This is a genomic window from Amycolatopsis ponsaeliensis (assembly GCF_030182635.1).
Taxonomy (GTDB): domain Bacteria; phylum Actinomycetota; class Actinomycetes; order Mycobacteriales; family Pseudonocardiaceae; genus Amycolatopsis; species Amycolatopsis ponsaeliensis.
Map to the genome: position 1 here is coordinate 56390 of NZ_JAPZLD010000035.1, position 25330 is coordinate 81719.

Consider the following 25330-nt stretch of genomic DNA (forward strand, 5'->3'; position numbering starts at 1 on the left):
TTTCCGGTATGACCACCGAAGATGTGCTCCTCCGGCTCGCCGGCGAGATCGACGACCTGGGGCGTCGTCTCGCCGTGGTGGGCTCCGAACTCCGCACCGTCCAGGCCGGGCAGGCCGAGCAGCCCCGACAGGCTGAGCAACCCGAGCAGCCCAAGCCGGCCGAGCAGCCGAAGCAGGCCGAACAACCGCGGCCGCACCACGTGCCGCCTCAGCCGCAACCCCAGCCGCAACCTTGGCCCCAGCAGATGCCGTGGCCCCAGAACCCCTGGCAGCCGCCGCAGCAGCAGCACTACGTCCCGCCGCCCTCGCCCTATCTGCCCGCTCCGCCGCGCCAGACGCTGGGCGAAAAGCTCGGCAAGGAGGGCGCGGGCAGCCGCGTCCTGGCCTGGGTCGGCGGGGCCGTGACGCTGCTCGGCGTCGTCCTGCTGCTCGTGCTGGCCGTCCAGCGGGGCTGGCTCGGGCCGATGCCGCGGGTGCTCGTCGGTGCCGCCTTCGGGCTCGCCCTGACCGGTGCCGGCATCTGGCTGCACCGCAAGCCCGCCGGCCGCACCGGGGCGTTCGCCCTCGCCTGGACCGGCATCGCGACGCTCTACCTGGACGCCGTCGCCGCGACGTCGCTGTACGACTTCCTGCCGGTGCTCGCCGGGCTCGCCGTGGGCCTCACGGTCGCCGTCGGCGGGCTGCTCCTGGCCCTGCGGTGGGAGTCGCCGCTGCTGGCCTCGGTCGTCGTTGCCGGCTGCGCGGTGTGCGCGCCGATGATCACCCGCGGGTTCACCCCCGAGCTCGTCGCCTTCCTGCTGATGGTCCAGCTCGCGACGGCGCCGGTGCAGCTGCGCCGCGACTGGTCGTCGCTGACGCTCGCCGCCGGGGTGCCGCCGCTGCTCGCCTCCGTCATCAGCACCGCCGTGGGGCACGGCGGCTGGCAGAACACCTCCGCGGCGCTCGGCACGGGCGTCGTCGGCGTCGCGCTCGCCCTGATCGTGCTGCGCCGCCGCGAAAACGACCCCGCCGCGCTGTCCGTGCTGGCGACGGCAGTCGTCCCGACGCTGATCGCGGCACTGCTCCTGCCCAAGGTCCAGGCCGTGCCCGTCGCGGCCGGCGCCGGCGTCGTGCTCCTGGCCGTCTGGACGGCGCGCCGCTGGTGGCCGGGGATCGCCGGGCAGCTGGCCGGGCTCGCCGGGCTGCTGGCGATCCTGCAGGCCACCGTCACGCAGTTCGACGGGCCGGCCCGCGCCGCGGTGCTGCTCGGCGAGGCGCTGCTGCTCGTCGTGGCCGCGGTGGGCGCACGCACCAAGTTCGCGCTGGGGGCCGCGCTCGGCTTCGCGACGATCGGTGGCCTGATCGGCGTGTTCTTCGACGTCACGCCCGCTTTGCTGATGGTGCACCGGATCCGGCCGGCCGGTGACGTCGCCGGCGCGCTCGCGGTCGCCTTGCTGATCCTCGCGGTTTCGGTCGCGCTGCCGTGGGCGGCGGTGCGGCTGGCGGTCTTCCGCGGGCCGGCCGACGACCTGCCGATCTGGCTCGTCGCCGGGGTTTCCGCGCTCTACGGCGCCGCCGGGGTCGTGCTGTGCGGGGCGCTGCTGGCCGTCCCCGGCCGCACCGGCTTCCTCCTCGGCCACGCGCTGATCACGGTGTCCTGGACGATCGCGGCACTTGTGCTGCTGCTGCGCGGGATCGCGGTGGTCGGGCTGCGTGTGAGCGGGCTGGTCCTGGTCGGCGCCGCGGTGCTCAAGCTGGTGCTGTTCGACCTGTCCGCGCTGGACGGCCTGGCGCGGGTCGGCGCGTTCCTCGGCGCGGGGCTGGTCCTGCTCGCGGCCGGGACGCGGTACGCCCGGCTGGTCGCCTCCCGCTGACGCGGGAAGAATTGTCGGTGCCTCGTGGTTAGCTGGATCACAGTCCCGACGACCAGGGGGTAGGACCGATGGCAGAACCGAAACTCGCCGACCGCGCCGCGGAGAAGATCGGCTGGCTGACCACCGTCACGCCGAAGGGCCGGCCCGCGCCGCGGCCGGTGTGGTTCGTGCTCGACGGCGACGACATCGTGGTGTTCAGCAAGCCGGACACCGCGAAGCTGCGGCACCTCGAGGCGAACCCCGAGGTGAGCTTCCACCTCAACGGCAACGAAAGCGGCGGCGCGATCCTCGTCGTCAACGGGAAGGCGCACGTCGAGGACGGGAAGGCGTCGGAAGCGCCCGGCTACCTCGACAAATACGGCGCGTCCTACGACGCCATCGGGTTCGCGACGCCGGAGGCCTTCGACGCCGAGTACTCCGTCCGCATCCGCGTGGTGCCCGACCGCACCTGGGGGTGGTGAGGGTCAGTCCACAGTAGACAACTCGATACGCATGACGACCCGTCGCGGCGTGGGGTGGCTGACCTCTTCGAAGCCGGCGTCGGCGAACACCTGGCGGGCGCCGACGTGCAGCTCGCCCCAGGTGATCTCCTTGCCCGGCTGGGTGATCATCGGGTACGCCTCGAGCGCGCGGGCCCCGCGTTCGCGGGCGAAGGCGATCGTGGCGCGGGCGAGCGGGTAGGTGAGCCCGCGGCCGCGGAAGCCCTTGCGGACGGCGAAGCAGGTCACCGCCCAGACGCCGTCGTCGTCCTTGTCCTCGGCGCGGCCGGTCCACGGGACGCGCGAGCCGCGCAGCTTGGGGTAGGCGGTCCGCGGCTCGACGGCCACCCAGCCCGCCGGTTCGCCGTCGACGTAGGCGACGAGCCCGCTCGTCGCGGCGTCCGGCTCGCCGCAAGCGGTCTGGGCTCGCAGCATCGCGGTGCGCTGCTCCTGCGTGGAGTCGCGCCAGATCCAGCCGGCGACCTTGAACCGCTGGCACTGGCAGCGGCCGGGGTAGTCGGCGGTCCCGAAGACCGCGGCGACGTCGTCCCACGACGCCTCGTTGGCGGGAACGATGCTGACGGCCGCCGTCACGCCGGCGCGTCCTCGCCCACCAGGCCGTCCACGGCTTCGCGGAGCAGGTCGGCGTGACCGGTGTGGCGGGCGTACTCCTCGATCGTGTCCGCGATGATCCGCCGCAGGTTCGGGGTTCGCCCGTCGGGCCAGGTGAAGCTGCCCGGCTGGCCGGCGTCGCCCTCGGCCAGGGCGGCGGCGACCATCGCGCGGGACCGGACGACCGCCGCGTCCCAGAGGGCGTACAGCTCGGCGGGGCTGTCACCGGCGGCGGTGGACCACTCCGAGCCCGGCTCGGCGGTGTCCCACGGCGGCCCGATCGGCTCACCGCGCAGCTTGACGGCGAACCAGGCGGCCTCGACGTAGGCGAGGTGCTTGAGCAGGCCGCCCAGCGTCATCGTGCTCGCCGCGATGGTGGCGCGGAGCCCGTCCGCGTCGAGGCCCCCGCACTTCCAGGCGAAGGTCCGCCGGATGCGTTCGAGCGTGCTCAGGAGCGTCGAGAGCTCGCCTCCGTCCACCACGAGCGTCGCGTCTGTGTCGGTCATGGCCGCGGAGCTTAGGATCCATTCCGGACGATCCACTTCCGGAATCGGGAATTCCCATGGCGGACGACACAAGCCCGACGGCGCGGGCGCTGCGCACCCTCGAACTCCTCCAGGCCGGGCCGGGCATCACCGCCGACCGGCTCGCCGGCAAGCTCGGCGTCTCCGAACGCGCCGCCCGGCGCTACGTCGGCATCCTGCGGGAGGCCGGGATCCCGGTCGTCTCCGTCCGCGGGCCCTACGGCGGCTACCGGGTCGGACGCGGCCTGCGGCTGCCGCCGCTGACGTTCAGCCCCGCCGAGGCCCTCGGCCTGGTCATGGCCGTGCTCGACGGCCACCACGACGCCGGCGATCCCGCGACCCTGGTCGGCGGCGCGCTCGGCAAGATCGTGCAGGCGCTCCCCGAGCCGGTCGCCGCGCAGGCCGAGGCCGTCCGGCGGACCGCCGCGCCCGCGCCGGACGCCGCGGCCGCGCGGCCGGACCCCGACACCACCGCCGCCCTCGTGGACGCCTGCGCCGACCACCGGCGGGTCCGCCTCGGCTACCGCTCCGAGGCCGGCCGGGAATGGACCGGCGACGTCGAGCCGTGGGCCGTCGTCGTCCGCCACGGCCGCTGGTACCTGCTGTGCCGCAAACACCCGGAGGGCGCACGGCGGGCGTACCGGATCGACCGGGTCCGCACCGTCGGCATCCTGGACGACGCCTTCGAGCCACCCCGGGACCTCGACCCGGTCGCCGTGGTCGAGGAACACCTCGCCGTCGGCTGGGAGTACGACGCCGAGGTCGTCATCGACGCGCCCCTCGACCTGATGAGCCGGTGCCTGCCCCGCGCCCTCGGGCGGCTCGAGCGCCTCGACGACGAGACGACCCGCTTGACCGGCAGCACCAGCAATCCCGCCTGGTACGCCGAGCAGCTCGCCCGGCGCCCTTCCGGATCGTGCGGTGTCCCGAACTCCGGCAGGCCACGCGCGTCCTCGGGCAGCGCCTGCTCGCGGCCGCCGAAGACCGGTGAACACCGCCGGGTCCGCGTATCGTCCTCCCGTGGCGGAACACACCGGCGAGACCCGCAACGAGCAGCTGACGCGCAACATCGGCGAGCTGCTCCAAGAGCTGCGGGTCGCGCAGGCCGGCGTGCAGATCCTCTTCGGCTTCCTGCTTTCGGTCGTGTTCACCGACCGGTTCCACGACGCCAGTGGGTTCGAGAAGGCGCTGCACCTGTCCGCGGTCGCCCTCGCGGTGGCGGCGACGGCGCTGCTGACCGCGCCCGCCGCGTGGCACCGGCTGCTGTTCCGGACGGGCAGCCGGGAGCGGATCCTGACCGTCGGCAACCGGCTCGTGCTGGTCGGCCTGGTCTGCCTGGCCCTGGCGATCACGTCGACGGTCGCGCTGATCGCGAAGGTGGTCTACGGCGGGATCGCCATGACCATCATGGCCGTGTTGTGCCTGCTGCTCTTCGGGATCCTCTGGCTGGCCATGCCGCTGCGGATCCACCGCGCCAACGGCGATCAGCCGACGGGACCGCCCAAGTAGAGCGTGTCCTCCTGGACGAAGCAGAGCGGGTTGCCGAACGGGTCGTCCGCGTAGAAGGACCGTTCGCCCCAGAACTGGGTCTCGATCGCGTCGTCGATCCAGCGCGGCCCGGCGGCGCGCACCCGCCGGAAGGTCTCCTCGGCGTCGTCGACCGCGACGTAGACGATCCGCGGGTCCCGCTGCGGCCGCGGTTCCCGGTGTTCGAGCGGCGCTTCGACGCAGGCGATCACGACGCCACCGCAGGTGAAGTAGTGCCGGTTGACCGCGATCCGTTCGCCCGGGTCCCCGAAGACGGCGGCGTAGAAGGCGACCGCGATCTCGATGTCGTCGACAGGCTGGATCAGCCGGAACACCCGCGGGCCGCTCATGCGCGAACAGTACCGCTGGTCATTCCGGCTCGGATAGGGGTCTTGACAACGGGTGGACAATAAAAAATCGACGTGCCTTCCGAAATAAACAGGAAGACCCGCCGAATGTAGCGTCAGTCTAACCGCTGTGAGGGGAATTTGTCAAACCAGGGGTACGACGAGGAATTGCGGGCCGAGCGCGCGTACGTCACCGGGCTGTACGCGCGCCTCGACCGCGAACGCGAACAGGCCGGGGCGCGCTACCACAACGCGCTCGGGGAACCGGGAACCACGCTGGTGGAGCGCGATGCCGACGTGCGCGTCCGGGCCCGTGAGACCGTCCGGCTGAACGTCGCCGACAACGGGCTCTGCTTCGGTCGGCTGGACGCCCTTTCGGGCGAAACGGAGTACATCGGCCGGATCGGGCTCTTCGACGGCGAAAACGACTACGAACCCCTTCTGCTGGATTGGCGGGCGCCGGCGGCGCGGCCGTTCTACGTCGCCACCGCGGCGACGCCGGAAAACATGCGCCGCCGCCGTCAGTTCCACACGCTGGGGCGCACCGTCGTCGATTTCACCGACGAAGTCCTGGGCCGTCCCGGCGACGGCGAACGCGGGGACGCGGCATTGCTCGCGGCCGTCAACGCGCCGCGCGGCGAGGGCATGCGGGACATCGTCGCGACGATCCAGGCCGAGCAGGACGAGATCATCCGCCTCGGTCACTCGGGGGTGCTGGTCGTCGAGGGCGGGCCCGGCACCGGCAAGACCGCCGTCGCGCTGCACCGCGTCGCGTACCTGCTCTACACGCAGCGCGAACGGATGTCGCGCAGTGGCGTGCTGGTGGTCGGGCCGAGCCCGCTGTTCCTTGACCACATCGGCCGGGTGCTGCCCTCGCTCGGCGAGTCCGACGTCGTCTTCCTGACCACCGGCGACCTCGTACCGGGCCTGCGCGTCACGGCCGAAGACGAGCCGGAGGTGGCGAAACTCAAGGGATCACTGAAGATCCTCGGCGTGCTGACCGCGGCGGTCGCCGACCGGCAGAAGGTGCCCGACGAACCGGTGCCGGTCGAGCTGGCCGACGTCACCGTCGACCTCGACGCCGGCGTCGCCGGCGAGGCCAGGCTCGAAGCCCGCCGGTCCGGGCTGCCGCACAACGAGGCGCGCGCGGTCTTCCGTGAGCACGTCGTGACGATCCTCGCCGAGCGGGCCGTCGCGCGGATCGGCGAGGGCTGGTTGACCCGCGAGGACCGCGGGGCCTGGGCCGACCTGCGCGCCGACGTCCTCGACGAGCTGGCCGAGCACGAAGACCTCGACGCCACGCTCGCCGCGCTGTGGCCGGAGCTGACGCCGGAGACGCTGCTGGCGCCGCTGTACATGTCGCCGCGCCGGCTCGAAGCCGCCGGGGCCGATCCGGCGCTGTTCCGCGCGGACGGCGCGGCCTGGACGGTCTCGGACGTGCCGCTGCTCGACGAGCTGGTCGACCTGCTCGGCCGGGACGACTCCGCCGAACGCGCCGCCGCGCGCCGCCGGGCCGAGGACGACGCGGAGTACGCCGAAGGCGTCATGGACCTCATCAAGCTGGACCGGGAGGAACTGGACGAAGACCTCGGCCTGGTCGCCACCGACCTGCTCTACGCCGAGGACCTGGCCGGCCGGTTCGTCGAACGCGACACCCGCGACCTCGCCGAACGTGCGGCCGCGGACCGCGACTGGACGTACGGGCACGTCGTCGTCGACGAAGCACAGGAACTGTCCGAAATGGACTGGCGGACGCTGATGCGGCGGTGCCCGAGCCGCTCGTTCACGATCGTCGGCGACCTCGCGCAACGCCGGAGCGCGGCCGGGGCGACGGCGTGGGGGCCGGTGCTGGCGCCCTACGTCGCCGACCGGTGGGTCTACCGGGAGCTGACCGTGAACTACCGGACGCCGGCGGAGATCATGACCGTCGCCGGCGCGCTGCTCGCGGAGTTCGCGCCGGCCGCGCGGCCGCCGGAATCCGTGCGGGCGAGCGGGGTCCGGCCGTGGTCCAGGCGGATCGAGGACGGTGAGCTGCCGGCCGCCATCGACGATTTCGACCGCGATGAGGCCGTGCGCGAAGGGACCAGCGTCGTCATCGGCCCGCCCGGCGTGCCGGGCACGGTCCCGCCGTCGGCGACCAAGGGCCTGGAGTTCGACGCGGTCCTCGTCGTCGAGCCCGCGCGGATCCTGGCCGGGGGCGCGCGCGGCGCGGCCGAGCTGTACGTCGCGCTCACCCGCGCCACGCAGCGCCTCGGGGTGCTGCACCGGGATCCGCTCCCGGCGGCGCTGGCCGGACTCGCCGAAGCGGGCGTGCCCGCGCGGGCCGGCCACCGCCGGTTCCAGTAGCCGCTCGTGAGTGAGAAACAGTGTTCTAACCCTGTTTCTCACTCACGACCGCTACGCCGTGAGCCGGCCCCAGGCGTAGTTCTGCTTGGCCAGCTTCAGGTAGACGAACAGCTCGGTCCCGGACACGCCGTCGATCTTGCGGATCTCCTCGCCCAGCACTTCGAGCATGTGGTCGTCGTCCCGGCAGACGAGTTCGGCCAGCAAGTCGTAGCGCCCGGCGCACAACACGACGTAGTGCACGTTCGGCAGTTCGGAGAGCTTGTCGGCGACTACGCGCGGATCAGCGCCGTCGACGCTGATCCCGACCATCGCCTGCCGCGTCAGATCGACGTTGGCCGGGTCGGTCACCGCGACGATCTGCATGAGGTCGTCGCGCAGGAGCCGTTGCACCCGTTGGCGGACGGCTCCCTCCGAAAGCCCGACCGCTTTCGCGAGCGCGGTGAACGAGGCCCGGCCATCCTGCTGCAGCAGGGCGATCAGCGATCTGTCCGTGTTGTCCAGTCCGCGCGCACGTGAATCTTCACCCATGCCGTCCCTCCCTGTGTTTCGGCATGTGATTTGTCAAGTGCGCAGCGTATCGAGACCTGACCAGAAAGCGAGACCCCTGCGCCAGCTTCACGTGATCCGGCGCCAGGATCGTGATTTGCCGAGGAATCGGTGGCTGCGGAGGAAACTCACGAGTCATTCCGAGGCGGGTTCGAGGGCCCGCTCACGGCCGATTTAGAACCAGGTGTCCAGGGCGACGTCGAGGGGACCTTCGCCGGCCCAGGCGATGACGCCGTCGGGCCGGAGCAGCAGCGGTCCGGTGTTCGTCACCGGCACGACGTCGACGCGCGGATCGGCCGGGTGCTCCGCGGTCAGCAGGAGGCCGCGGCCGGTGCGGGTGTGTTCGTGCAGCCGGGTCGTGCGGCCGGCAGTGTCGACGAGTTCGAGGTCCGGGCAGTGCTCGCCGGCCGGAGCCGGGGCGGGGTAAGGGAAGTCGTAGCGCTCGCGGACGCCGGACAGGAGGTCCGCGAAGTACCGGTTCGCCTCGGGCAGGTCCAGCACTTCGCCGACGATCTCCCGCAGCGCGTCGACGTGCGGGCCGGGCGCCAGCAACGCCGACTGTGCGCGCGTGTTGCGTAGCACCGCTTCGCCGGCCGGGTGCCTTTCGCGCGTGTAGGTGTCGAGGAACGCTTCGGGCTTGTCGCCGCGGAGGACGGCGCCGAGCTTCCAGCCGAGGTTGGCCGCGTCGGGAATGCCGAGGTTGAGGCCCTGGCCGCCGCTCGGCGAGTGCACGTGCGCGGCGTCGCCGGCGAGGAAGACGCGGCCGCGGCGGTAGTCGTCGGCCTGCCGGGCCTGGTCGCCGAACCGCCGTTCCTCCCGGAACTCCTCGATGACGACGTCGGCGCCGGTGATCCGCCGGATGCTCGCGGCGAAATCGGCGGCGGTCACCGGTTCCGGGTTCGCCGCGGGCTCGGCGAGCCCGACCATGCTGCCGCCGTGCAGGAAGGTCCCGCCGGCGTGCCGCCCGCTCGGCGGGAGGTCGCCGGCGAACCGCGCCTGACCGGCGATCGTGCGCAGCAGCGCCGGCGTGCCGGGGAACTCGAACCCGGCCAGCTTGCGGACCGTGCTGCGACCGCCGTCGCAGCCGACGACGTACCGCGCGCGCCAGGTCTTCCCGGCGGTCACGGTCACACCGTCTACATCGGACTCCAGCGCGGTGACCTCGTGGCCGCGCAGGATCCGGACGCCTTCGGCGTGCTTCGCGAGGACCCGTTCCAGCTCCGGCTGCCAGATGTTCGTCCGGGGGCGGTCCGCACTGGGGACGATCTTGAAGATGTTCGCGAAGTGGCCGCGGGTGCTGCCGTGGTCGCGGGCGAGGTCCTTCGTGCCGGCGACGTCGGCCTCGGCGAGCTGAGGGCCGAGCCCGCGTCGCCAAAGCGCTTCGGTGGCCAGCGCGCCCAGGCCGCGTGACTTCGATTCTTCGGAAGGTGCCTCGAGGCGTTCCAGGATCAGGGGTTCCGCACCCGCCAGCTTGAGCTCGGCTGCGAGGAACAGGCCCACCGGGCCCGCGCCCACGACGATCACATCGGCATCCATACTTTCTCCTTAACTTGTTAAGGGCTAGGATGGCCTTAACAAGTTAAAGCGTCAAGGAGGAGCATGCCGCTGGAAGTCGACGACGCGGTGCGTGTCGCGCTGGAACTGCTGGAAGACGAGGGTCTCGACAAGCTGACCGTGCGGCGGCTGGCGACCGGGCTGGGCGTCAAGGCACCCGCGTTGTACTGGCATTTCCGGAGCAAGCGCGCGCTGCTCGACCACATGACGGACGCGATCGTCGCACCGGTCGTCGCGGGGCTGCCCGACGGCGGTCCGTGGCTGAAGTGGCTCGAAGACGCGGGCTTCGCGCTGCACAAGGCGTTGCTAGCGCACCGCGATGGCGCCCGCGTCGCGCTGGGAGCCGACCTCACCACGGCTCGCGCGCTCGGTGACCTCGCCGAGCGCGCGGTCGGGGTACTGCACGAGGCGGGCTTCCCGCTCGGCGAGGCCACCCGCGCGGCCGGGGTGCTGGTGCACTTCGTGCTCGGGCGGGCCGTCGAGGATCAGACGCGGCCGGCGCCTGCCGACGAGGCGGCGGCGATCGCGTTGGCCACGTTCCCCTTTCCGCTGATGGCGCGTGGCCTGCGCGAACGCGCCGGTTCGACGGTCGACGACGACTTCCGGTACGCGCTCGGCGTGCTGCTCGCCGGGCTCGACGCGGTTAGCCCAAGTCGCGGCGGCTGAGGTCTTCCTCGGTTTCGCGGCGCACCAGCAGCGTCGCGACGCCGTCGCGGACGCCGACCAGCGGCGGCCGGCCGACCTGGTTGTAGTTCGAGGCCAGCGAGTGGTGGTAGGCGCCGGTGCACGGCACGGCCAGGAGGTCGCCGGCGTGCAGGTCACCGGGCAGGCTGATGCCGTCGGCGAGGACGTCGCCGGATTCGCAGTGCCGGCCGACGACGGTCATCGGGACGCGCTTTTCCTTGGAGCGCCGGCCGACCAGGCGCGTCGTGTAGCGCGCGCCGTAGAGCGACGGCCGCGCGTTGTCGCTCATCCCTCCGTCGACCGCGACGAACGTGCGGCTGCCGCGCTTGACCGCGCACACGCGATAGACCGTGATCCCGGCGGGCCCGACGAGCGCCCGGCCCGGCTCGATCGTCAAGCGCGGCAACGGGAAGCCGTGCGCCGCGCACTCGTAGGCGAGCGCCACGCGCAGGCGCCGCGAGTAGCCGCCGAGGTCGAACGCGGGCTCGCCGCCGACGTACGGCACCGCGTGCCCGCCGCCGAGGTCGAGCTCCCGCAGCGTGACGCCATGGACGTCACGGATCCGGACGAGCACCTCGGCCATCCGGCGCGCGGCGGCTTCGTAGCGGTCGATGCGGGAGACCTGCGAGCCGATGTGGCAGTGCAGGCCGACGAGCCGCAACCCGGGTTGCCCTCCCACCGCCTTCACCGCGGCGTCGACGTTGTCCGGGACGCCGTCGAGCAGCGAGAAGCCGAACTTCTGGCCCTCGGTGCCGGTGCTGATGGCCGCGTGCGTGCCGGCGGCGACACCGGGCGTCACGCGGATCATCACCTGCTGCGCGCCGTGGGCGAGCGCGCCGAGCTGCTCGATCTCGTCGAGCGAGTCGACCACGATCCGCCGGACTCCGTACGCGAGAGCGGCCTTCAGGTCTTCGGGCGTCTTCGAGTTGCCGTGCAACAGCATGCGCTCCGCGGGGAAGCCGACTGAGCGTGCGACGGCGATCTCGCCCGCGGAGCAGGTGTCGAGCGACAACCCCTCTTCGGCGACCCAGCGCAGTACGGACCGCGTACACAGAGCCTTGCTCGCGTACGCGACTTCGACGTCCGGCAGCGCGCGGCGGTACTCGCGGGCGGCGTCGCGGACCTGCTGCTCGTCGATGAGGTAGGACGGCGTCCCGAAGCGGGCGGCGAGGTGGCTGACCTTCGCGCCGGCGAAGAGGAGTTCGCCGTCTTCGCCGAGTCGGGTGCTTCGCGGCCAGACTCCTGGCTCGAGGTGATCGGCGGCTTCGCAGCCGAGGCTGGGAAGAAGCTCGCTGAGCGTCACGGGTGCCTCCGGGCATCACGGCGGATCGGACCCGGTCAGGACACCGCTGTCTAGTTCGCTGTGCTTCCCCCGTGAATGCCGTCCTGACGGGTTTCCGCCGGCCGCTTACTCGTTATTGACGCGCGAGTAACCTCAGCCACACCCCGCGTGACCTGCGCAGAGCTGAACGGCGGCCCGGCCGTGGCGACATACCTCTGCCACGACGGCCGGTTCCGCGCGTTCGGTCTCGACGCGCTGTCGATCGACGGCGGGCAGGTGGCCGAGGTGACCACCTTCGGCCTGCCGGAGGTGCTGGAGACCTAGCGGACCGGCTCCGGGACGGTGTCGAGCTCGTGCACCATGCGGACGGCCAGGGCGAGCGCCTTCGCGTCGCCGAGCTTGGTGTCCTCCATGACGATCTTCTTCACGCGGTCGACGCGTAGTTGGTAGCGGGTGGGGGAATCGGCGGGTGCGATCATCGTTCGGTCCTCTTTTGCTCTTCGAAGGCTGTTGATGTGTGGCTCTTGTGCCCTCGCGGACCTTCCGGGCTCTGGTGGTCCTGCACCGAACCGCAGACGCAGCCGCGGTCGGCTCCCTGGCCGGCCGTGGTCGCGGCGCAGTAGCGGCGCGCTATCGCGTCGTGCGTGCCGAGCGGGTGCGGGCAGCTCGGGCACTCCGTGCCGGCGCGGGGCACCTCGGGCGCGTCCGGCACCGGGGCCGTCACGCCGTCACCTCGGCCGATCGCCGCCGCAGGGGTTCGCCGGCTTCGTGCAGGTGCTGCAACACGTACCCGTAGGAACGCGCCCAGCCGCACTGCGCGTAGGAAATATCGTGCCGGGCACAGAAGTCCCGGACGATCACCTGCGCGTGCTTCAGGTTCGGCCGGGCCATGCTCGGGAACAGGTGGTGCTCGATCTGGTAGTTCAGCCCGCCGAGGGCGAAGTCGACCACCGGCCCGCCACGCACGTTGCGTGAGGTCAGCACCTGCTTGCGCAGGAAGTCCAGCTTGTGCCCGGCCGTCAGCATCTCCATGCCCTTGTGGTTGGGCGCGAACGAGCAGCCCATGTACAGCCCCCACAGGAACTGGTGCACCAGGATGAAGATGATCCCGGTGAGCGGCGAGAGCACGATGAACACGGCGGCGAGGTAGGCGACGAGGTGCGCGATCAGGAGCGCGGACTCGAGCTTGCGCCGGCGGATGTCCTTCTGCAGCACCGCTTTCACGCTCGACACGTGCAGGTTGAGGCCTTCGAGCAGCAGCAGCGGGAAGAACAGGAACGCCTGGTACTTCGCCATCCAGCGCAGGAACCCGCGCTTCTGCGCGCTTTGCGCCTTGCTGAACGCGAGGGCGGCGATGTCGACGTCCGGGTCCTCGTCCTCGTGGTTCGGGTTGGCGTGGTGCCGCGAGTGCGTGCCCACCCACCAGCCGTAGCTCAACCCGGTCAGTCCACCGTGGACGAACCCGGTCGCGTCGTTCGCCTTGCGGCTGCTGAAGATCTGCTTGTGCCCGGCGTCGTGCCCGATGAACGACAGCTGCGCGAACATCATCGCGAAGAACGCCGCGAGGAACAGCTGCCACCACGAGTCCCCGAGGAAGACGAACGCGACCCAGCCCCCGCCGAAGGCGACGAGGTTGAGCCCGATCCGCACGGCGTAGTGGCGGCGCCGTCGCTGGAGGAGGCCGGCGGCCTTGATCAGCCGCGAGAGTTCGGCGAAGTCACTGCCGGCGGTGGAAGGGGTATCCGGAACTTGGGTGGACGTCATCGATGTCACCGCTCTGGGTAAGTCGTAAAGGCTTGTCCAGCAACGGTTTCCGTCCCCGACAGGGTCCGGGTCCGGTCCGGGAAAAGGGCACTGGGGCCTGGTCGCGGTGGTACCGCGTCCTGGTTCAAGCCTCTCACCCCACCGCCTTGATGGCAATTCCCCGCAGGCTGCCGAGGAGGTGTACAGTCAGCCACATCGGGATGAAGGTGATCTACCACACACCCGTGACCTTCCGGCCGGATCGCTCCGACCGGAGACAGGAGCCGAATCCGGGTCCGAACCCGCTCGTACGCAGCCGTGTCGGCCGATCGGCCGACGAGCAGCCGCCCGTGGTCGCGCACAGCGACGCCCGAGGCGCCCAGTTGGGTTGCTACAGCCAGTTCTTTCCGGCGTGGTTCCGGTCATCAGGTGGCTCGTCGGCGAGCCGGACTTCGGCGTCACCGCGCTCCAGCGCGCCGATGAGCCGCCATCTTCACGAAAGTCCCCAGGACGACAGCAAACCGAAGAGCCGTTCGCGTTCGGCGCCCGTCAGCAGCCGGCTCGGCGGCCGGACGTCGGGGCGGCACAAGCCCAGCTGCCCGAGCGCGTCCTTGACGACGCTGACGTTGTTGGCGTTCCCGTTGGCGGCGCGAAGTTCCTCGAACGGCCGGATCCTCTCCCAGACCGCCATCGCGGCCGGATAGTCCCCTGTGGACAGTGCGTGGAACATCTCCAGCGAGATCGCCGGGTCGACGTTCACCAGTCCCGACGTGAACCCGGTCGCGCCGACGGCGAAGTACCCGGGCGCCGAAAGCTCGGCCAGACCGGCGATCCACACGAACCGCTCGAAGCCCGCGTCCCGCGCGACCGAGCCGAACCGCACCGGGTCCGGCACGGCGTACTTCACGCCGATGACGTTCGGTGCCGCCTCGCCGAGGGCGTGCAGCTGCTCGCCGGCGATGGCCGGGTTGCGGACGTAGAGCACGACGCCGAGTTCGGGCACCGACGCCGCGATCGCGGCGTGGTAGTCGACCCAGCCGTCGCCGGAGATGTACGGGTGCACGGGCTGGTGGATCATGATCATGTCGGCGCCGGCGTCCCGCGCGTGCGCGGCGGCCCGCGTCGCGGACGCGACGTCGTGGCCGATCCCGGCGAGCACACTGCCCCGGCCGGCGACGGCCTCGACGGTGACTTCCAGGCACTGCCGCGCTTCGGCCGCGTCCAGTGCGTAGAACTCGCCGGTGTTCCCGTTCGGCGTCACGACTTCGATGCCGCCGGTGATCAGCCGGTCGACGAGCTTCGCGTACGTCTGGCCGTCGACGGCGCTCTCGGCGTCGAACGGCGTGACCGGGATGGCCACCACCCCGGACAGCCGCCGCCTCTGCTCCTCGAACGTCATCGGGCTCCCTTCGTCTCAGTGCTGTGTTCCTCCGGCAGCCCGCCGGCGACCCGGTCGATGAAGTCCGTGATGTGCTTGCGCAGCAAGTGTTCCGCCTGCCGCGCGTTCCCGCTCTCGGCGGCGGTCAGGATCGCCCGGTGCTCGGCCGCCTCACCGCGCCACGTCGGGCTGATGCCCCAGCCGGTGACGGTGATCAGGGCGGCCTGGTCGCGCAGGCCGTCCAGGATCTCGACCAGCAACGGGTTCCCGCACCCGGAGTAGAGCGCGCGGTGGAACAGCCGGTTGGTCAGGCTGGCTTTGCCGCGGTCGGCGGCGTTCGCGCCGGTCTCGACGTCCGCCAGTACTTGCCGCGCTTCGCCGAAGTCGGCACCGCTCTCGACAGCGCGCCGGACAGCTTCGGGCTCGAGGAGCGCACGCAGGTCGTACACCGCGTGCGCGCTCTCGGCGTCCATGACCCGGACCGCGGCCCCCTTGTACGTGCTCATCGTGACCAAGCCGGAACCGGCCAGGATCCGCAGCGCTTCGCGCACCGGCGTCTTCGAAACGCCGAGCAGGGCGCCCACCTCGGCTTCGACGAGTGTTTCGCCCGGCCCGAACTCCCCGCTCAAGATCGAATCCTTGATCGCGTCACGCACGAAATCCGTGCGCGAGACGGGCGGCGGCGGCCTCCGGGCCGAAGAAGTGCTCGCCACTGGCATGTCCGATCTGATATACGATGCGACATACAACATTATCACGGACCCAGGAGCAGCCATGCAGCGTCGCACCGGCTTCCGATTCCGACGAGTGCTCCTGGCGGCCGGCCTCGCCGCCGGGCTGGCGGCCTGTGGCGCGCCCGGCGGGGACGGCAGCCAGGCGGCGAACCCGTCGGCCGTGCCCGACAAGCCGAGCAAGCCCGTCGACCTCAACATCCTCGACATCGCGGGCAACCTGCAGCTCACCAAGCAGATGATCGAGAACTTCAAGGCCGCGCACCCGGAAGTGCTCTCGAAGGTGACTTATTCGACGGCGCCCGCACCGAGCATGGCGGGCAAGCTGAAGGCCGAGCAGGACGGCGGCGTCGCCCAGACCCACCTGGTCCTCAGCGGCACGGACGGCCTGTCCGCCGGCATCGCGAACGGCACGCTGGCGAAGGTCCTCCCGGACTTCTCGAGCCGGTTCCCGAACCTGATGCAGAACTACCTCGAACCCGCGGCCAAGATGCAGGAGCTGGCCAACGGCTACGGCGTCGAGGTCGTCTACTACCCGTCCGGCCCGCTGCTGGAGTTCAACCCCGGAGCGGTCCCGGCCGCGCCGTCGTCCCCGCAGGAGCTGCTCGACTGGGCCAAGGCCCACCCGGAGAAGTTCCAGTACGCGCAGCCGTCGAACTCCGGCCCGGGCCGGACGTTCCTGATGGGCCTGCCGTACCTGCTCGGCGACAAGGACCCGAAGGACCCGGACAAGGGCTGGGACAAGACCTGGGCGTTCCTGCAGGAGCTCGGCAAGTACGTGAAGTACTACCCGTCGGGCACCACCGAAACGATGAAGAACCTCGCGTCCGGTGCGGTGGACATGGTCATGTCGACGACCGGCTGGGACATCAACCCGCGCAAGCTCGGCACGGTGCCCAACACGGTCAGGACCGCGATCATGCAGCCGATGCACTGGGTCACCGACGCCCAGTACGCCCTGATCCCCAAGGGCCTCTCGCCTGATCAGGAGTCGGCGATCCTGCAGCTGATCGCGTGGATGCTGAAGCCCGACCAGCAGGCGATCGCCTACGACGACGGCTACTTCTACCCCGGACCTGCGGTCAAGGACGTCACCCTGCAGATGGCGCCGCAGAAGAGCCAGGACACGATCAAGCAGTTCGGGCGCCCGGAGTACGAGCAGTGGATCTCGCAGTACCCCAAGGAGACCTCGCTGCCGGCCGAACAGCAGGTCAAGGCGTTCGACAAGTGGAACCAGCTGGTCGGCGGCTCGAAGGTCGGCAAGAAGTGACGTTCGAGCAGCTCCGGCTGGACGGGGTCTCCCGGAGCTTCGGCACCGCGAACGCCCTGAGCGGCCTCGACCTCGCCATCGCACGCGGCGAGTTCGTGGCCCTGCTCGGCCCGTCCGGCTGCGGCAAGTCGACCGCGCTGAACTGCCTGGCCGGCCTGCTGCCGTTGACGGGCGGCAGCATCTGGCTCGACGACGCCCGCATCGACGGGCAGCCCCCGGAGCAACGCGGGTTCGGGATGGTCTTCCAGAACTACGCGCTGTTCCCGCACATGTCGGTCCGCGCCAACGTCGGCTTCGGCCTCAAGATGCGCAAGGTCGCCCGCGCCGACGCCCGCCGCCGGGTCGACGAGGCGTTGCGTTTGGTGCAGCTCACCGACCACGCGGCGAAGTTCCCGGCGCAGCTCTCCGGCGGGCAGCAGCAACGCGTCGCCATCGCCCGGGCCGTGGTGCTGGAGCCCCCGGTCGTCCTGATGGACGAGCCGCTGTCCAACCTCGACGCCAAGCTCCGCCTCGAGATGCGGATGGAGATCCGCCGCCTCCACCAGACGCTCGGCTTGACCACGGTGTACGTCACCCACGACCAGGAGGAGGCCTTGTCACTGGCCGACCGCCTGGTGGTGCTGCGCGACGGCACGGTCCAGCAGATCGGCACACCCGAGGAGGTCTACGCCCAGCCGGTGAACAGTTATGTCGCGTCGTTCATGGGCTACCGCAACCTCCTGGACGTGACGGTCACCGGCGCCACGGGCTCGTCGGTGACGGTCGAGGGCGCCGGAGCCCGGCTGACGGGCCGCGGCTCGCTCACGGAGGGGCCCGCCAAGGTGGCGATCCGCCCGGAGGACTTCGTCGTCGGCGACGGCGCGGAGAACGCCCTCGACGTCACGGTCGAGATCGTCGAGTACCACGGCCGCGAGCTGTCGATCTCGGCCCGGCTGGTGAGCGGGACCCAGGTGTACTTCCGCACGGACAAGCGCCTCGCCCCGGGAGACACGGTCAGGATCGGTGTCCCGGCCGAGCGCGTCCTGGTGTTCGAGCCATGACCGCCGTCGCGAGCGCTCGCCCGGCGTTGCGTCACCGCCTGGCCGAACGCGGCATCGACCGCACCCTGCTTCTCCTCGTCCCCGGGCTGCTCGTCACTGCCTGCCTGTTCCTGTACCCCTTTCTCTATGGCCTCCAGCTGTCCTTCGCCCCGCGCCAAGGCGGTGTCTTCGCCAACTACGCGCGCTTCTTCGGCGACCCCTACCTGCGCGACACCATCTGGACGACGCTCGGCATCGCCCTGCCCGCGACGTTCATCAACGTGCTCGCCAGCATCCCGATCGCGTACGTGATGCGTGGCCGTGTCCGCGGCAAGCGTCTCCTGACGACGATCCTCGTCGTGCCGATCACGCTCGGCACGGTGCTCACCGCGCAAGGCCTGATCATGTACGGCGGGCCGGCGGGCTGGCTGAACAAGGTGCTCACCGTCCTCGGCATCACCGACGAGCCGCTCCCGCTGATCCACAACTACACCGGCGTGCTGCTGTCGCTCGTGATCACCGGCTTCCCGTTCTCCTTCCTGCTGACGCTGTCCTATCTCTCGGGCATCGACCCCTCCTTGGAGAAGGCGGCCGCGACCCTCGGCGCGAACTGGGCCCAGCGCTTCCGGCGCATCACGCTGCCGCTCCTGGCTCCCGGCTTGGCGATCACCTTCTGCCTTTCGTTCGTGATGGCGTTCTCGGTCTTCCCCTCGGCACAGCTCGTCGGCGACCCCGCGAACGAGACCCGCGTCATCTCGATCGCGGCCTACCACGCCGCGTTCGAGGAGTACGACTACTCGATGGGCTCGGCCGTCGCGATGCTCATGGCGGTGATCATGCTGATCGTGATCGGCCTGGTCATGGCGTGGCGCGGCACGCTGTACCGCGGAGCGACCGGAGGCAAGGGATGACCGGCTGGGTCGCGCGTCCCGGACGTTGGGTCGTCTGGGCCATCGTCGTGTTCTTCTTCGTCAACCTCGCCGGCGTCGTGCTCTCGGTGGTGGTCGACTCGTTCGGCAGGCAGTGGTTCGGCACCTGGCTCCCGGACGGCTTCACCACCCACTGGTACGCCGACGCCTGGCGCGAGTTCGGCCTGTCCGACGTCCTCCTCACCACGGCGATCGTCGCGCTGGTGGTGATCGCCGTCTCGGTGGCGGTCGGCGTCCCGGCCGCCTACGCGCTGGCCCGCCGCTCGTTCCCCGGCAAGCGCCTGGTGATGCTGCTGTTCGTGCTGCCGATCCTGATCCCTCCCATCACCTACGGCATCCCGCTGGCCACCGTGCTCTACAAGTTCCACCTGGCCGGCACGACCACCGGCGTGATCCTGGCGAACCTGGTGCCGTCGGTGCCGTTCGTCGTGCTGACCATGACGCCGTTCATCGAGCAGATCGACCCGAAGATCGAAGCCGCCGCACGCATGTCCGGCGCCCGCACGGTCTCGGTGTTCACCCGGATCCTGGGCCCGCTGCTGCTGCCGGGGATCCTGGCCGCCTCGATCCTCGTGCTCGTCCGGACGGTCGGCATGTTCGAGCTGACGTTCCTCACCGCCGGCCCGGACTCGACGACCCTCGTCGTCGCGCTCTACAACTCCGTGTTCGCCGCGGGCATCCGGGCCAACCAGTCGGTCGACGCCATGGCGACCATCTACACCGCCTCCATGCTCGTGCTCCTTCTCGTCGCGTTGCGGTTCGTGAACCCGACCCAGCTGGTCACCCGGATCCGGGAGGAGACCTAGTTCGTTCGCTCATGTGATCGACTTTACCGCGAAACGTCGAACAGGTGATCGACACGATCGGGCGAATCCGGCTCTTGCGCCTCCCCCGAGGGGAGGTGTCACGCTGAAGGCATGCGGTATTCGATCGGCGAGCTGGCCCGCCGTGCCGGCCTGACGGTCAAGGCCGTCCGGTTCTACTCCGACCGCGGTCTCGTGCCGCCGTCCGGACGCAACACCGCAGGTCAGCGCCGTTACGACGACGCCGCGCGCACCCGGCTCGACCTCATCCGCACCCTCCGGGACCTGGGCGTCGGCCTCGCCACGATCCGGCGGGTCGTCGACGGCGAAGCGACCGTCGCCGACGTTGCGGCGACGCACGCCGAGGCCCTGGAGGTGCAGATCCGCGTGCTGCGCGTGCGCCACGCGGTGCTGACGGCCGTGGCGAAGCGCGGTTCGACCCCGGAGGAGACAACGTTGATGCACAAGCTGGCCCGGCTGTCCGAAGGGGAACGACGTCGCCTGGTCGACGACTTCCTCGCCGACGCCCTGGGTGGCCGTCCCGGACTCGAAGGCCTCGCCCGCACCCTGACCCCCGAGCTGCCGGAGAACGCGAGCCCCGAGCAGCTCGAGGCCTGGATCGAGCTGGCGGAACTGGCGCAGGACAAGGAGTTCCGCGCGATCCTGCGCCGGCTGGCCGAGCAGCACGAAGGTGGCCTGCGCCGCGACCTGGCCGCCGAGGTCCGCGACGCGGTCACGTCGGCTCTCGACGCCGGAGTCGCCCCGGACTCGCCGGAGGCGAAGGCGATCGTCGACGGTCTCGGCCGCGACTCCGGTCAGCTGAAGGAATGGCTGGCCCTCGTCGGCGATCCTCGCCGTGAGCGCTACCTGCGGCTGCTCGCGGTGGTCAACGGCTGGGCCGCCCCGGAAAGCCTGGCACCGGCGTTCGGCTGGCTGGCCGCGGCTACGGCTTGACCTCCGCCCGGATCCACGCCAGTGCGTCGTCGACCGGCTGCGCGTCGACCCGGCTTCCGTCGCGCAGCCGCAGGGAAAGCTGCCCCGCGGCGACCTCCTGCGGGCCGAGCACGGCCTGGTAGGGCACCAGCCGCCCGTCCCGGATCCGCGCGCCGAGACTGCCTTCCGGCGCGATTTCGGCGCGCAGGTCGTCGCACCGGTCGAGGATCGCCTGTGCGTAAGGCAGTTCGGCGGCGGACAGCGGCAGCAGCCGCAGCTGAACCGGCGCCAGCCAGGCCGGGAACGCACCGCCGTGGACCTCGACCAGCTGCGCCACCGCGCGTTCGACGCTGCCGATGATGCTGCGGTGCACCATGACCGGCCGGTGTTTCGCGGCATCCGCGCCGACGTACTCGAGGCCGAACTGTTCGGGCTGGTGGAAGTCGATCTGGACGGTGGAAAGGGTCGATTCGCGGCCCGCGCTGTCGACGATCTGGACGTCGATCTTCGGCCCGTAGAAGGCTGCTTCGCCCTCGACGGCGTCGTACGGGAGCCCGTCGAGGGCCGAACGCAGGATGTCCGCGGCACGGTCCCAGTCGCCGGCGACGTACTTCCCACCGGGGCCGGGAAGCGAAAGCCGGTAACGCGCCGGGCTGATGCCCAGCGCGTCGTAAGCCTGCCGGATCATGGCCAGCGCGGCGGCGGCCTCGGCTTCGACCTGCTCGGGGGTGCAGAAGATGTGCGCGTCGTTGAGCTGGATCGCGCGCACCCGGCTCAGCCCGCCGAGCACGCCGGAGAGCTCGCTGCGGTACATCCCGCCGATTTCCGCGATGCGCAGCGGGAGTTCGCGGTAGCTGTGACCGCGCGAACGGTAGATCAGCGCGTGGTGCGGGCAGAGGCTCGGCCGCAGCACGAGCTGCTCGCCGCCGACGTCCATCGGCGGGTACATGTCGTCGCGGTAGTGCGCCCAGTGCCCGGAGATCTCGTACAGCTCGCGTTTGCCGAGCACCGGCGAATGGACGTGCCGGTACCCCGCGCGCCGTTCCAGGCCGCGGACGTACTCCTCGAGGCTGTGGCGGACGATCGCGCCGTCGGGCAGCCAGTAGGGCAGGCCCGCGCCGATGAGCGGGTCGGTGTCGAACAGGCCGAGCTCACGGCCGAGCTTGCGGTGATCGTGCATTGTGGACTCCTCGTGGACGGCGAGGTGATCGGCCACAAGACGAAGCCCGGGGCGATCGCCCCGGGCTTCGTGAGCATGGTTCAGCGCGCCGGGACACTTTCCGGCGTCGTCGTGTTCGCAGCGCGCTTCATGTGGTCGACGGTAGCAGGAGGTGTGATTTCGGCCAGCTCTTTTCCGGCCGCGGCTGTTTTGTCGGTCGGTCGCAGTAAGGTGCAGACCGGGCACGTTCCGTCATCGCGACGGGACCTGGAGGAGGGGAAACGGGGATGTTCGACGCCGTGATGCGGCCATGACCGCACCGCACCGCGATCTCCGGCTGATGCAGCGGCAGGCCGGTGAGCTGGACGCACGGCTCGCGGTCGCCCGGCACACCGCGTACTCGGCCGACCAGCTGGTCACCGCGGTGGTGACGGGTCAGGGCAAGCTCGTCGACCTGCGGATCGACGATCGCGCGCGGTACGGGTCGCACGCGCAGAAGCTGGGGCTCGGCATCGTGGAAGCTGTCCGGAACGCGCGAAATGCGGCAAGCGCGTCGTCGCTGCCGCAGTTGAACGCGTTGTTCGGCAAGGAACCGCCGCCACCGGTCGCCGAAGAGCACGAAAAGCTTCCGCCGGTTCCCGCGCGCGAAGAGCGTCGGTCCGAGCCTCAGGACGACGAAAACTTCGAGGAACTCGATTTCCTGACCGACGAAGAGCCGGGATCGGGCGGTGGTCGCTGGTGAACAGCGAAGAACAGCTCTACAACCTCGCGAAGGAGATCGACGCGCGGGTGGCGGCGGTGGAGCAGGCGGCGAAGACCGGGGAGAGCCTGCCTCTGGTCCTGGACATCGGCGCGGGCCTGGGCACGGTGACCGTCGATGGATCGGGCGGGTTGGTCTCGGTGGACCTCGCACGTGACGCGGTCGCCGGGCACAACGGCGCTTCACTGGCGGACCACGTCCTGCGGGCGATCACCAACGCCGAGTCGGCGGCCGAGGCCCGGCGCAAGACCATGGTCGACGAAGCGGCGCGGGAGGTTCGATGAGCACCGGTGGTTTCGATCCCCTCGGCGGTGACTCGGGTTTCGAGGTCTACCCGCAGGCGCTCCGGGCGGCGACGAATGAGGTTTTCGCGGCACGCGACCGCGTCACCAAGTTCGCGCAGGGCGATCTCGCGCCGATGGTGCTGCGCGACGAAGACGTCGGCATGATCGGCGTGCGGTCGCAGATCGTGCCGGTCTTCAACGCGGTCGTCCAGAGCATGCGCGAGAAGAGCGAACGCGGAGCCGAACGCCTCACCGCGCTGGCCGAGGCGCTGGACAAGGCGGCCGACCACTACGAAACCCAGGACGAAGAAGACTATCGGCAGCTGCGCTCGAAGGAAGAGGGGCTGAACTGATGATGGTCACCCCAGCCGTCTCCCCGGCGCAACAGCACGACGCACCGCCTTACCCCGAAGACGCCGACGCCAAGGTCCGCCAGTTCGCCGGCATCTTCGGGCGTGATGACATCTTCCGCCTGCTGGACGACATGCGGAAGAACTTGCTGGGCAACGCTCTCAGCGTCCAGAAGCTGGCCGACCAGTTCGCCACGGTCGGCACGCTCGGTGATGCGAAGGCCGAGGTCGGCGCGGCCGTCCAGGCGGTCAGCGGTACCTGGTCAGGACGTGCCGCAGACCAGTTCGGTGCCTACACGACGAGGGTGAGTGAGGCGCTGGACAAGCAGAACACCTCGGTCGGCGCGGTGGCGTCGATCCTCACCGACATGGCGAACCTGGTGGTCGACACCTACGCCTCGGCGATCAAGCTCCTCGGTACCTGTGCCGCCGAGCTGTCCAAGTTCAGCCTCAAGGCGGTCATCGCGTTGCTGACCGTGGAAATCCCGATCGTCGACATCTTCACCGCCAAGGACGTCATCGACTCGATCGTCGAGGCGTTCGGAGCCTTGGTCAAGGACTTCGTGGACCTGCTGGCCGATGCGACGACGAGGATGGGCGAGTTCCACGGGAAGGCGAATGCCCTCGTCCGCAGCGAAACCGACTTCCCCGAGATGCCGGAGCTCGGTGGCAATTCGGGAATCGACAACCAGAAACAGTGGCGGGTCGACCCGTCGGCGTGGCCGGAGTGAGGACGATGCGAGTACGGGTTCTGCCGACCATCGCCGCCGCATTGCTCGGCGCTTCGCTGCTCACAGCTTGCGGGCCTTCCGAGCCGAAGCGGATCCTCGCGGAACCGCCCACGCCGGCGCAGACGGGGCCTGCTTTGCCATTCACTCCAGTCCAAGATCCCGTAGACCTGGCGAAGTTCGACTCCGATCCTTGTAGCCTGCTCACCAGGGAACAGGTCGCCGCCGTGGTCGAAGATCCGCCGGACAACGTACGGCCGGGCAAGTCGGTGACGGCCGGCTCCGCGGGGTGCGCCTGGAACACGTGGTATTCCCCGCTCGTGTCGGTGCTGAAGCAGCTTAAAGAGCCGAAGACGCTCGAGGAGTTCAAGAACCTGCCGCGGCGCGAATCGGGAGCGATGGACCCGTGGACCGAAACGTCGGTGGCCGGGTTGCCGGCCGCGGTCTTCCACGAGGCGAGGGGACCGGAAGAGTGTGACGTCGCCGTCGGTGTCACCGACACCGACCTGCTCATCTTCAGCTACCACGGAAGCGGCACGCACTCGACGTACTGGGAGAGCGATCGCTGCGGCGGCGTCCTCAAGACCGCCGAGTACGTGCTCGGCAACCTGCGGAAGGGCTAAGCCAGGAACAGCTCGAGCTGTTCGACGACGAACGCGTGGTCGTCGGCCTGCGGAAGACCCGAAACGCCGACCGTCCCGACCGGGCCGACCCCGCGGATGATCACCGGGAACACCCCGCCGTGGGCCGCGTACTCGTCCGGGTTCAGGCGGGAGTCCTCCTCGAACGAGCCGCCCTTCGCGCGGAACTGCGTGCCGATCAGGAAGGAGCTGTGGCCGTAGCGGTCCACCACCCGGCTCTTGCGGTCGATCCACGCGTCGTTGTCGGCTGATGTCCCCGGCAGGGCCGCGTGGAAGAGCCGCTGGCCGTTGCGGCGGACCGAGATCGTCACCGGCAGCCCGCGCTCGCGCGCCGCGGCCAGCAGCTGGGCGCCGAGGGCCAGCGCCGTCTCGTTGTCGAACTTCGTGAACTGGAGACGTTCTTCCTGGTCAGCTAGCTGGGCGAGGCGATCGGCGTCGGTCATCCGTCCATTAAATCAACAGTGTTGTTTAATTGCCAGTGAACTCGGTCAGCGACAGGACGTTGCCGTCCGGATCGCGGAACCAGGCGATCCGGCCGCCGGGCGTGGTCCAGATTTTGTCGGTGTCCTGTGGCAGCGTGTCGAACGTGAGGAACTCCACGCCACGGCCGCGCAGCCCGGCCACCGCCACCCGGATGTCGGCCACCGCCCAGCCGAGCACCGTGAACGGCTGCGGCGTGAATTCGGCGACGGCGGTGACGCGCAGCATGGTCGCGCCACTGCGGAACACGCACGCGAAGGGGGTCTGCTCGATGAACTCGAGCCCGGCGACATCCGTGTAGAAGGCACGTGAGCGCTCCAGGTCGGTCGACGGTGCGAAGGCGACCAGATCCGCTGAGTCGAGCATGG

The 25330-nt window shown here is 70.4% G+C and carries 31 protein-coding genes and 1 pseudogene; 18 read left to right on the top strand and 14 right to left on the bottom strand.

Annotated features, from left to right (window positions below; all coding sequences use genetic code 11):
• The first annotated feature begins 8 nt into the window (after positions 1-8).
• Complete coding sequence (locus QQ657_RS38850; protein WP_284747340.1) at positions 9-1853, top strand: DUF2339 domain-containing protein; 1845 nt, start codon at positions 9-11, stop codon at positions 1851-1853.
• A 68-nt stretch (positions 1854-1921) separates the two neighbouring features.
• Positions 1922-2314 (top strand): TIGR03667 family PPOX class F420-dependent oxidoreductase, encoded by a 393-nt coding sequence (locus QQ657_RS38855; RefSeq protein ID WP_284747341.1) that lies wholly within the window; start codon positions 1922-1924, stop codon positions 2312-2314.
• Between the two features lie 3 nt (positions 2315-2317).
• Here the strand turns inward: QQ657_RS38855 and QQ657_RS38860 are convergent, their stop codons facing one another.
• Positions 2318-2926 carry a GNAT family N-acetyltransferase gene (locus QQ657_RS38860; protein ID WP_284747342.1) on the bottom strand — a complete coding sequence of 203 codons (609 nt, stop codon included), beginning with the start codon at positions 2924-2926 and terminating at the stop codon, positions 2318-2320.
• Complete coding sequence (locus tag QQ657_RS38865; RefSeq protein WP_284747343.1) at positions 2923-3450, bottom strand: DinB family protein; 528 nt, start codon at positions 3448-3450, stop codon at positions 2923-2925. The genes QQ657_RS38860 and QQ657_RS38865 overlap by 4 nt, the downstream gene beginning before the upstream one ends.
• Positions 3451-3506: 56 nt before the next feature.
• Here QQ657_RS38865 and QQ657_RS56805 point away from each other — a divergent pair.
• Positions 3507-4073, top strand: a pseudogene (locus tag QQ657_RS56805) (helix-turn-helix transcriptional regulator); the annotation flags it as partial.
• A gap of 415 nt (positions 4074-4488) precedes the next feature.
• The gene (locus tag QQ657_RS38875; protein WP_284747345.1) at positions 4489-4977 is read left to right on the top strand and encodes a DUF6328 family protein; all 489 of its coding nucleotides are present in this window, start codon (positions 4489-4491) and stop codon (positions 4975-4977) included.
• Here QQ657_RS38875 and QQ657_RS38880 read toward each other — a convergent pair.
• Positions 4953-5345, bottom strand: coding sequence for a VOC family protein (locus QQ657_RS38880; protein ID WP_284747346.1), 393 nt, complete (start codon positions 5343-5345; stop codon positions 4953-4955). The two genes, QQ657_RS38875 and QQ657_RS38880, sit on opposite strands and share 25 nt — an antisense overlap.
• 138 nt (positions 5346-5483) lie before the next feature.
• Between QQ657_RS38880 and helR the strand changes: the two genes are divergently transcribed.
• Positions 5484-7688: an RNA polymerase recycling motor ATPase HelR gene (helR, locus tag QQ657_RS38885; protein WP_284747347.1), complete on the top strand. Its 2205-nt coding sequence runs from the start codon at positions 5484-5486 to the stop codon at positions 7686-7688.
• A 51-nt stretch (positions 7689-7739) separates the two neighbouring features.
• Here helR and QQ657_RS38890 read toward each other — a convergent pair whose 3' ends face one another.
• Complete coding sequence (locus tag QQ657_RS38890) at positions 7740-8216, bottom strand: Lrp/AsnC family transcriptional regulator (protein ID WP_284747348.1); 477 nt, start codon at positions 8214-8216, stop codon at positions 7740-7742.
• Between the two features lie 192 nt (positions 8217-8408).
• Positions 8409-9770, bottom strand: a complete 1362-nt coding sequence (locus QQ657_RS38895; protein WP_284747349.1) for an FAD-dependent monooxygenase — start codon at positions 9768-9770, stop codon at positions 8409-8411.
• 63 nt (positions 9771-9833) lie between these two features.
• Between QQ657_RS38895 and QQ657_RS38900 the strand changes: the two genes are divergently transcribed.
• Positions 9834-10454 carry a TetR/AcrR family transcriptional regulator C-terminal domain-containing protein gene (locus QQ657_RS38900; RefSeq protein WP_284747350.1) on the top strand — a complete coding sequence of 207 codons (621 nt, stop codon included), beginning with the start codon at positions 9834-9836 and terminating at the stop codon, positions 10452-10454.
• Here QQ657_RS38900 and lysA read toward each other — a convergent pair.
• Positions 10432-11775, bottom strand: a complete 1344-nt coding sequence (gene lysA / locus QQ657_RS38905; RefSeq protein ID WP_284747351.1) for a diaminopimelate decarboxylase — start codon at positions 11773-11775, stop codon at positions 10432-10434. The genes QQ657_RS38900 and lysA overlap by 23 nt on opposite strands.
• A gap of 147 nt (positions 11776-11922) precedes the next feature.
• Here lysA and QQ657_RS38910 point away from each other — a divergent pair, with 147 nt between their 5' ends.
• Positions 11923-12078 (top strand): hypothetical protein, encoded by a 156-nt coding sequence (locus QQ657_RS38910; RefSeq protein ID WP_284747352.1) that lies wholly within the window; start codon positions 11923-11925, stop codon positions 12076-12078.
• Here QQ657_RS38910 and QQ657_RS38915 read toward each other — a convergent pair.
• The 5 genes from QQ657_RS38915 to QQ657_RS38935 all read right to left on the bottom strand — a co-directional run bounded on the left by QQ657_RS38915 (position 12075) and on the right by QQ657_RS38935 (position 15588).
• Complete coding sequence (locus QQ657_RS38915; RefSeq protein ID WP_284747353.1) at positions 12075-12233, bottom strand: DUF6307 family protein; 159 nt, start codon at positions 12231-12233, stop codon at positions 12075-12077. The two genes, QQ657_RS38910 and QQ657_RS38915, sit on opposite strands and share 4 nt — an antisense overlap.
• Positions 12230-12568, bottom strand: a complete 339-nt coding sequence (locus tag QQ657_RS56810) for an RGCVC family protein (protein WP_350310740.1) — start codon at positions 12566-12568, stop codon at positions 12230-12232. Before QQ657_RS56810 ends, QQ657_RS38915 begins: the two co-directional genes overlap by 4 nt.
• Positions 12475-13518 (bottom strand): fatty acid desaturase family protein, encoded by a 1044-nt coding sequence (locus tag QQ657_RS38925; RefSeq protein ID WP_284747354.1) that lies wholly within the window; start codon positions 13516-13518, stop codon positions 12475-12477. The genes QQ657_RS56810 and QQ657_RS38925 overlap by 94 nt, the downstream gene beginning before the upstream one ends.
• A 472-nt stretch (positions 13519-13990) precedes the next feature.
• A complete protein-coding gene (locus QQ657_RS38930; protein ID WP_284747355.1) occupies positions 13991-14896 on the bottom strand; it encodes a dihydrodipicolinate synthase family protein in 906 nt (301 codons plus the stop codon).
• On the bottom strand, positions 14893-15588 hold the full coding sequence (locus tag QQ657_RS38935; protein ID WP_284747421.1) for a GntR family transcriptional regulator: 696 nt from the start codon (positions 15586-15588) through the stop codon (positions 14893-14895). The genes QQ657_RS38930 and QQ657_RS38935 overlap by 4 nt, the downstream gene beginning before the upstream one ends.
• Before the next feature lie 61 nt (positions 15589-15649).
• Between QQ657_RS38935 and QQ657_RS38940 the strand changes: the two genes are divergently transcribed.
• The 5 genes from QQ657_RS38940 (at position 15650) to QQ657_RS38960 (ending at position 20581) form a co-directional block, all read left to right on the top strand.
• Positions 15650-16876: an extracellular solute-binding protein gene (locus QQ657_RS38940; protein WP_284747356.1), complete on the top strand. Its 1227-nt coding sequence runs from the start codon at positions 15650-15652 to the stop codon at positions 16874-16876.
• Positions 16873-17916: an ABC transporter ATP-binding protein gene (locus tag QQ657_RS38945; protein WP_284747357.1), complete on the top strand. Its 1044-nt coding sequence runs from the start codon at positions 16873-16875 to the stop codon at positions 17914-17916. The genes QQ657_RS38940 and QQ657_RS38945 overlap by 4 nt, the downstream gene beginning before the upstream one ends.
• Positions 17913-18806, top strand: a complete 894-nt coding sequence (locus QQ657_RS38950; protein WP_284747358.1) for an ABC transporter permease — start codon at positions 17913-17915, stop codon at positions 18804-18806. The genes QQ657_RS38945 and QQ657_RS38950 overlap by 4 nt, the downstream gene beginning before the upstream one ends.
• Complete coding sequence (locus tag QQ657_RS38955; protein ID WP_284747359.1) at positions 18803-19630, top strand: ABC transporter permease; 828 nt, start codon at positions 18803-18805, stop codon at positions 19628-19630. The genes QQ657_RS38950 and QQ657_RS38955 overlap by 4 nt, the downstream gene beginning before the upstream one ends.
• Positions 19631-19741: 111 nt before the next feature.
• Positions 19742-20581 carry a MerR family transcriptional regulator gene (locus QQ657_RS38960; protein WP_284747360.1) on the top strand — a complete coding sequence of 280 codons (840 nt, stop codon included), beginning with the start codon at positions 19742-19744 and terminating at the stop codon, positions 20579-20581.
• On the opposite strand, the gene thrS is transcribed toward QQ657_RS38960, so the two are convergent.
• Complete coding sequence (gene thrS, locus QQ657_RS38965; RefSeq protein WP_284747361.1) at positions 20571-21740, bottom strand: threonine--tRNA ligase; 1170 nt, start codon at positions 21738-21740, stop codon at positions 20571-20573. The genes QQ657_RS38960 and thrS overlap by 11 nt on opposite strands.
• Before the next feature lie 12 nt (positions 21741-21752).
• Between thrS and QQ657_RS38970 the strand changes: the two genes are divergently transcribed.
• The 6 genes from QQ657_RS38970 to QQ657_RS38995 are packed head-to-tail and all read left to right on the top strand — an operon-like array spanning position 21753 to position 24464.
• Positions 21753-22022: a hypothetical protein gene (locus tag QQ657_RS38970; RefSeq protein ID WP_284747362.1), complete on the top strand. Its 270-nt coding sequence runs from the start codon at positions 21753-21755 to the stop codon at positions 22020-22022.
• A 7-nt stretch (positions 22023-22029) separates the two neighbouring features.
• The gene (locus QQ657_RS38975) at positions 22030-22461 is read left to right on the top strand and encodes a YbaB/EbfC family nucleoid-associated protein (RefSeq protein ID WP_284747363.1); all 432 of its coding nucleotides are present in this window, start codon (positions 22030-22032) and stop codon (positions 22459-22461) included.
• Positions 22458-22763, top strand: a complete 306-nt coding sequence (locus tag QQ657_RS38980) for a YbaB/EbfC family nucleoid-associated protein (protein WP_284747364.1) — start codon at positions 22458-22460, stop codon at positions 22761-22763. The genes QQ657_RS38975 and QQ657_RS38980 overlap by 4 nt, the downstream gene beginning before the upstream one ends.
• Positions 22760-23116, top strand: coding sequence for a hypothetical protein (locus tag QQ657_RS38985; RefSeq protein ID WP_284747365.1), 357 nt, complete (start codon positions 22760-22762; stop codon positions 23114-23116). The genes QQ657_RS38980 and QQ657_RS38985 overlap by 4 nt, the downstream gene beginning before the upstream one ends.
• On the top strand, positions 23116-23844 hold the full coding sequence (locus QQ657_RS38990; protein ID WP_284747366.1) for a WXG100 family type VII secretion target: 729 nt from the start codon (positions 23116-23118) through the stop codon (positions 23842-23844). Before QQ657_RS38985 ends, QQ657_RS38990 begins: the two co-directional genes overlap by 1 nt.
• A 5-nt stretch (positions 23845-23849) precedes the next feature.
• Positions 23850-24464 (top strand): DUF3558 domain-containing protein, encoded by a 615-nt coding sequence (locus QQ657_RS38995; RefSeq protein WP_284747367.1) that lies wholly within the window; start codon positions 23850-23852, stop codon positions 24462-24464.
• On the opposite strand, the gene QQ657_RS39000 is transcribed toward QQ657_RS38995, so the two are convergent.
• Together QQ657_RS39000 and QQ657_RS39005 are read right to left on the bottom strand one after the other, a co-directional pair.
• Complete coding sequence (locus QQ657_RS39000; protein ID WP_284747368.1) at positions 24461-24925, bottom strand: heme-degrading domain-containing protein; 465 nt, start codon at positions 24923-24925, stop codon at positions 24461-24463. The genes QQ657_RS38995 and QQ657_RS39000 overlap by 4 nt on opposite strands.
• Before the next feature lie 25 nt (positions 24926-24950).
• A complete protein-coding gene (locus tag QQ657_RS39005) occupies positions 24951-25328 on the bottom strand; it encodes a VOC family protein (protein ID WP_284747369.1) in 378 nt (125 codons plus the stop codon).
• Between the last annotated feature and the right edge of the window lie 2 nt (positions 25329-25330).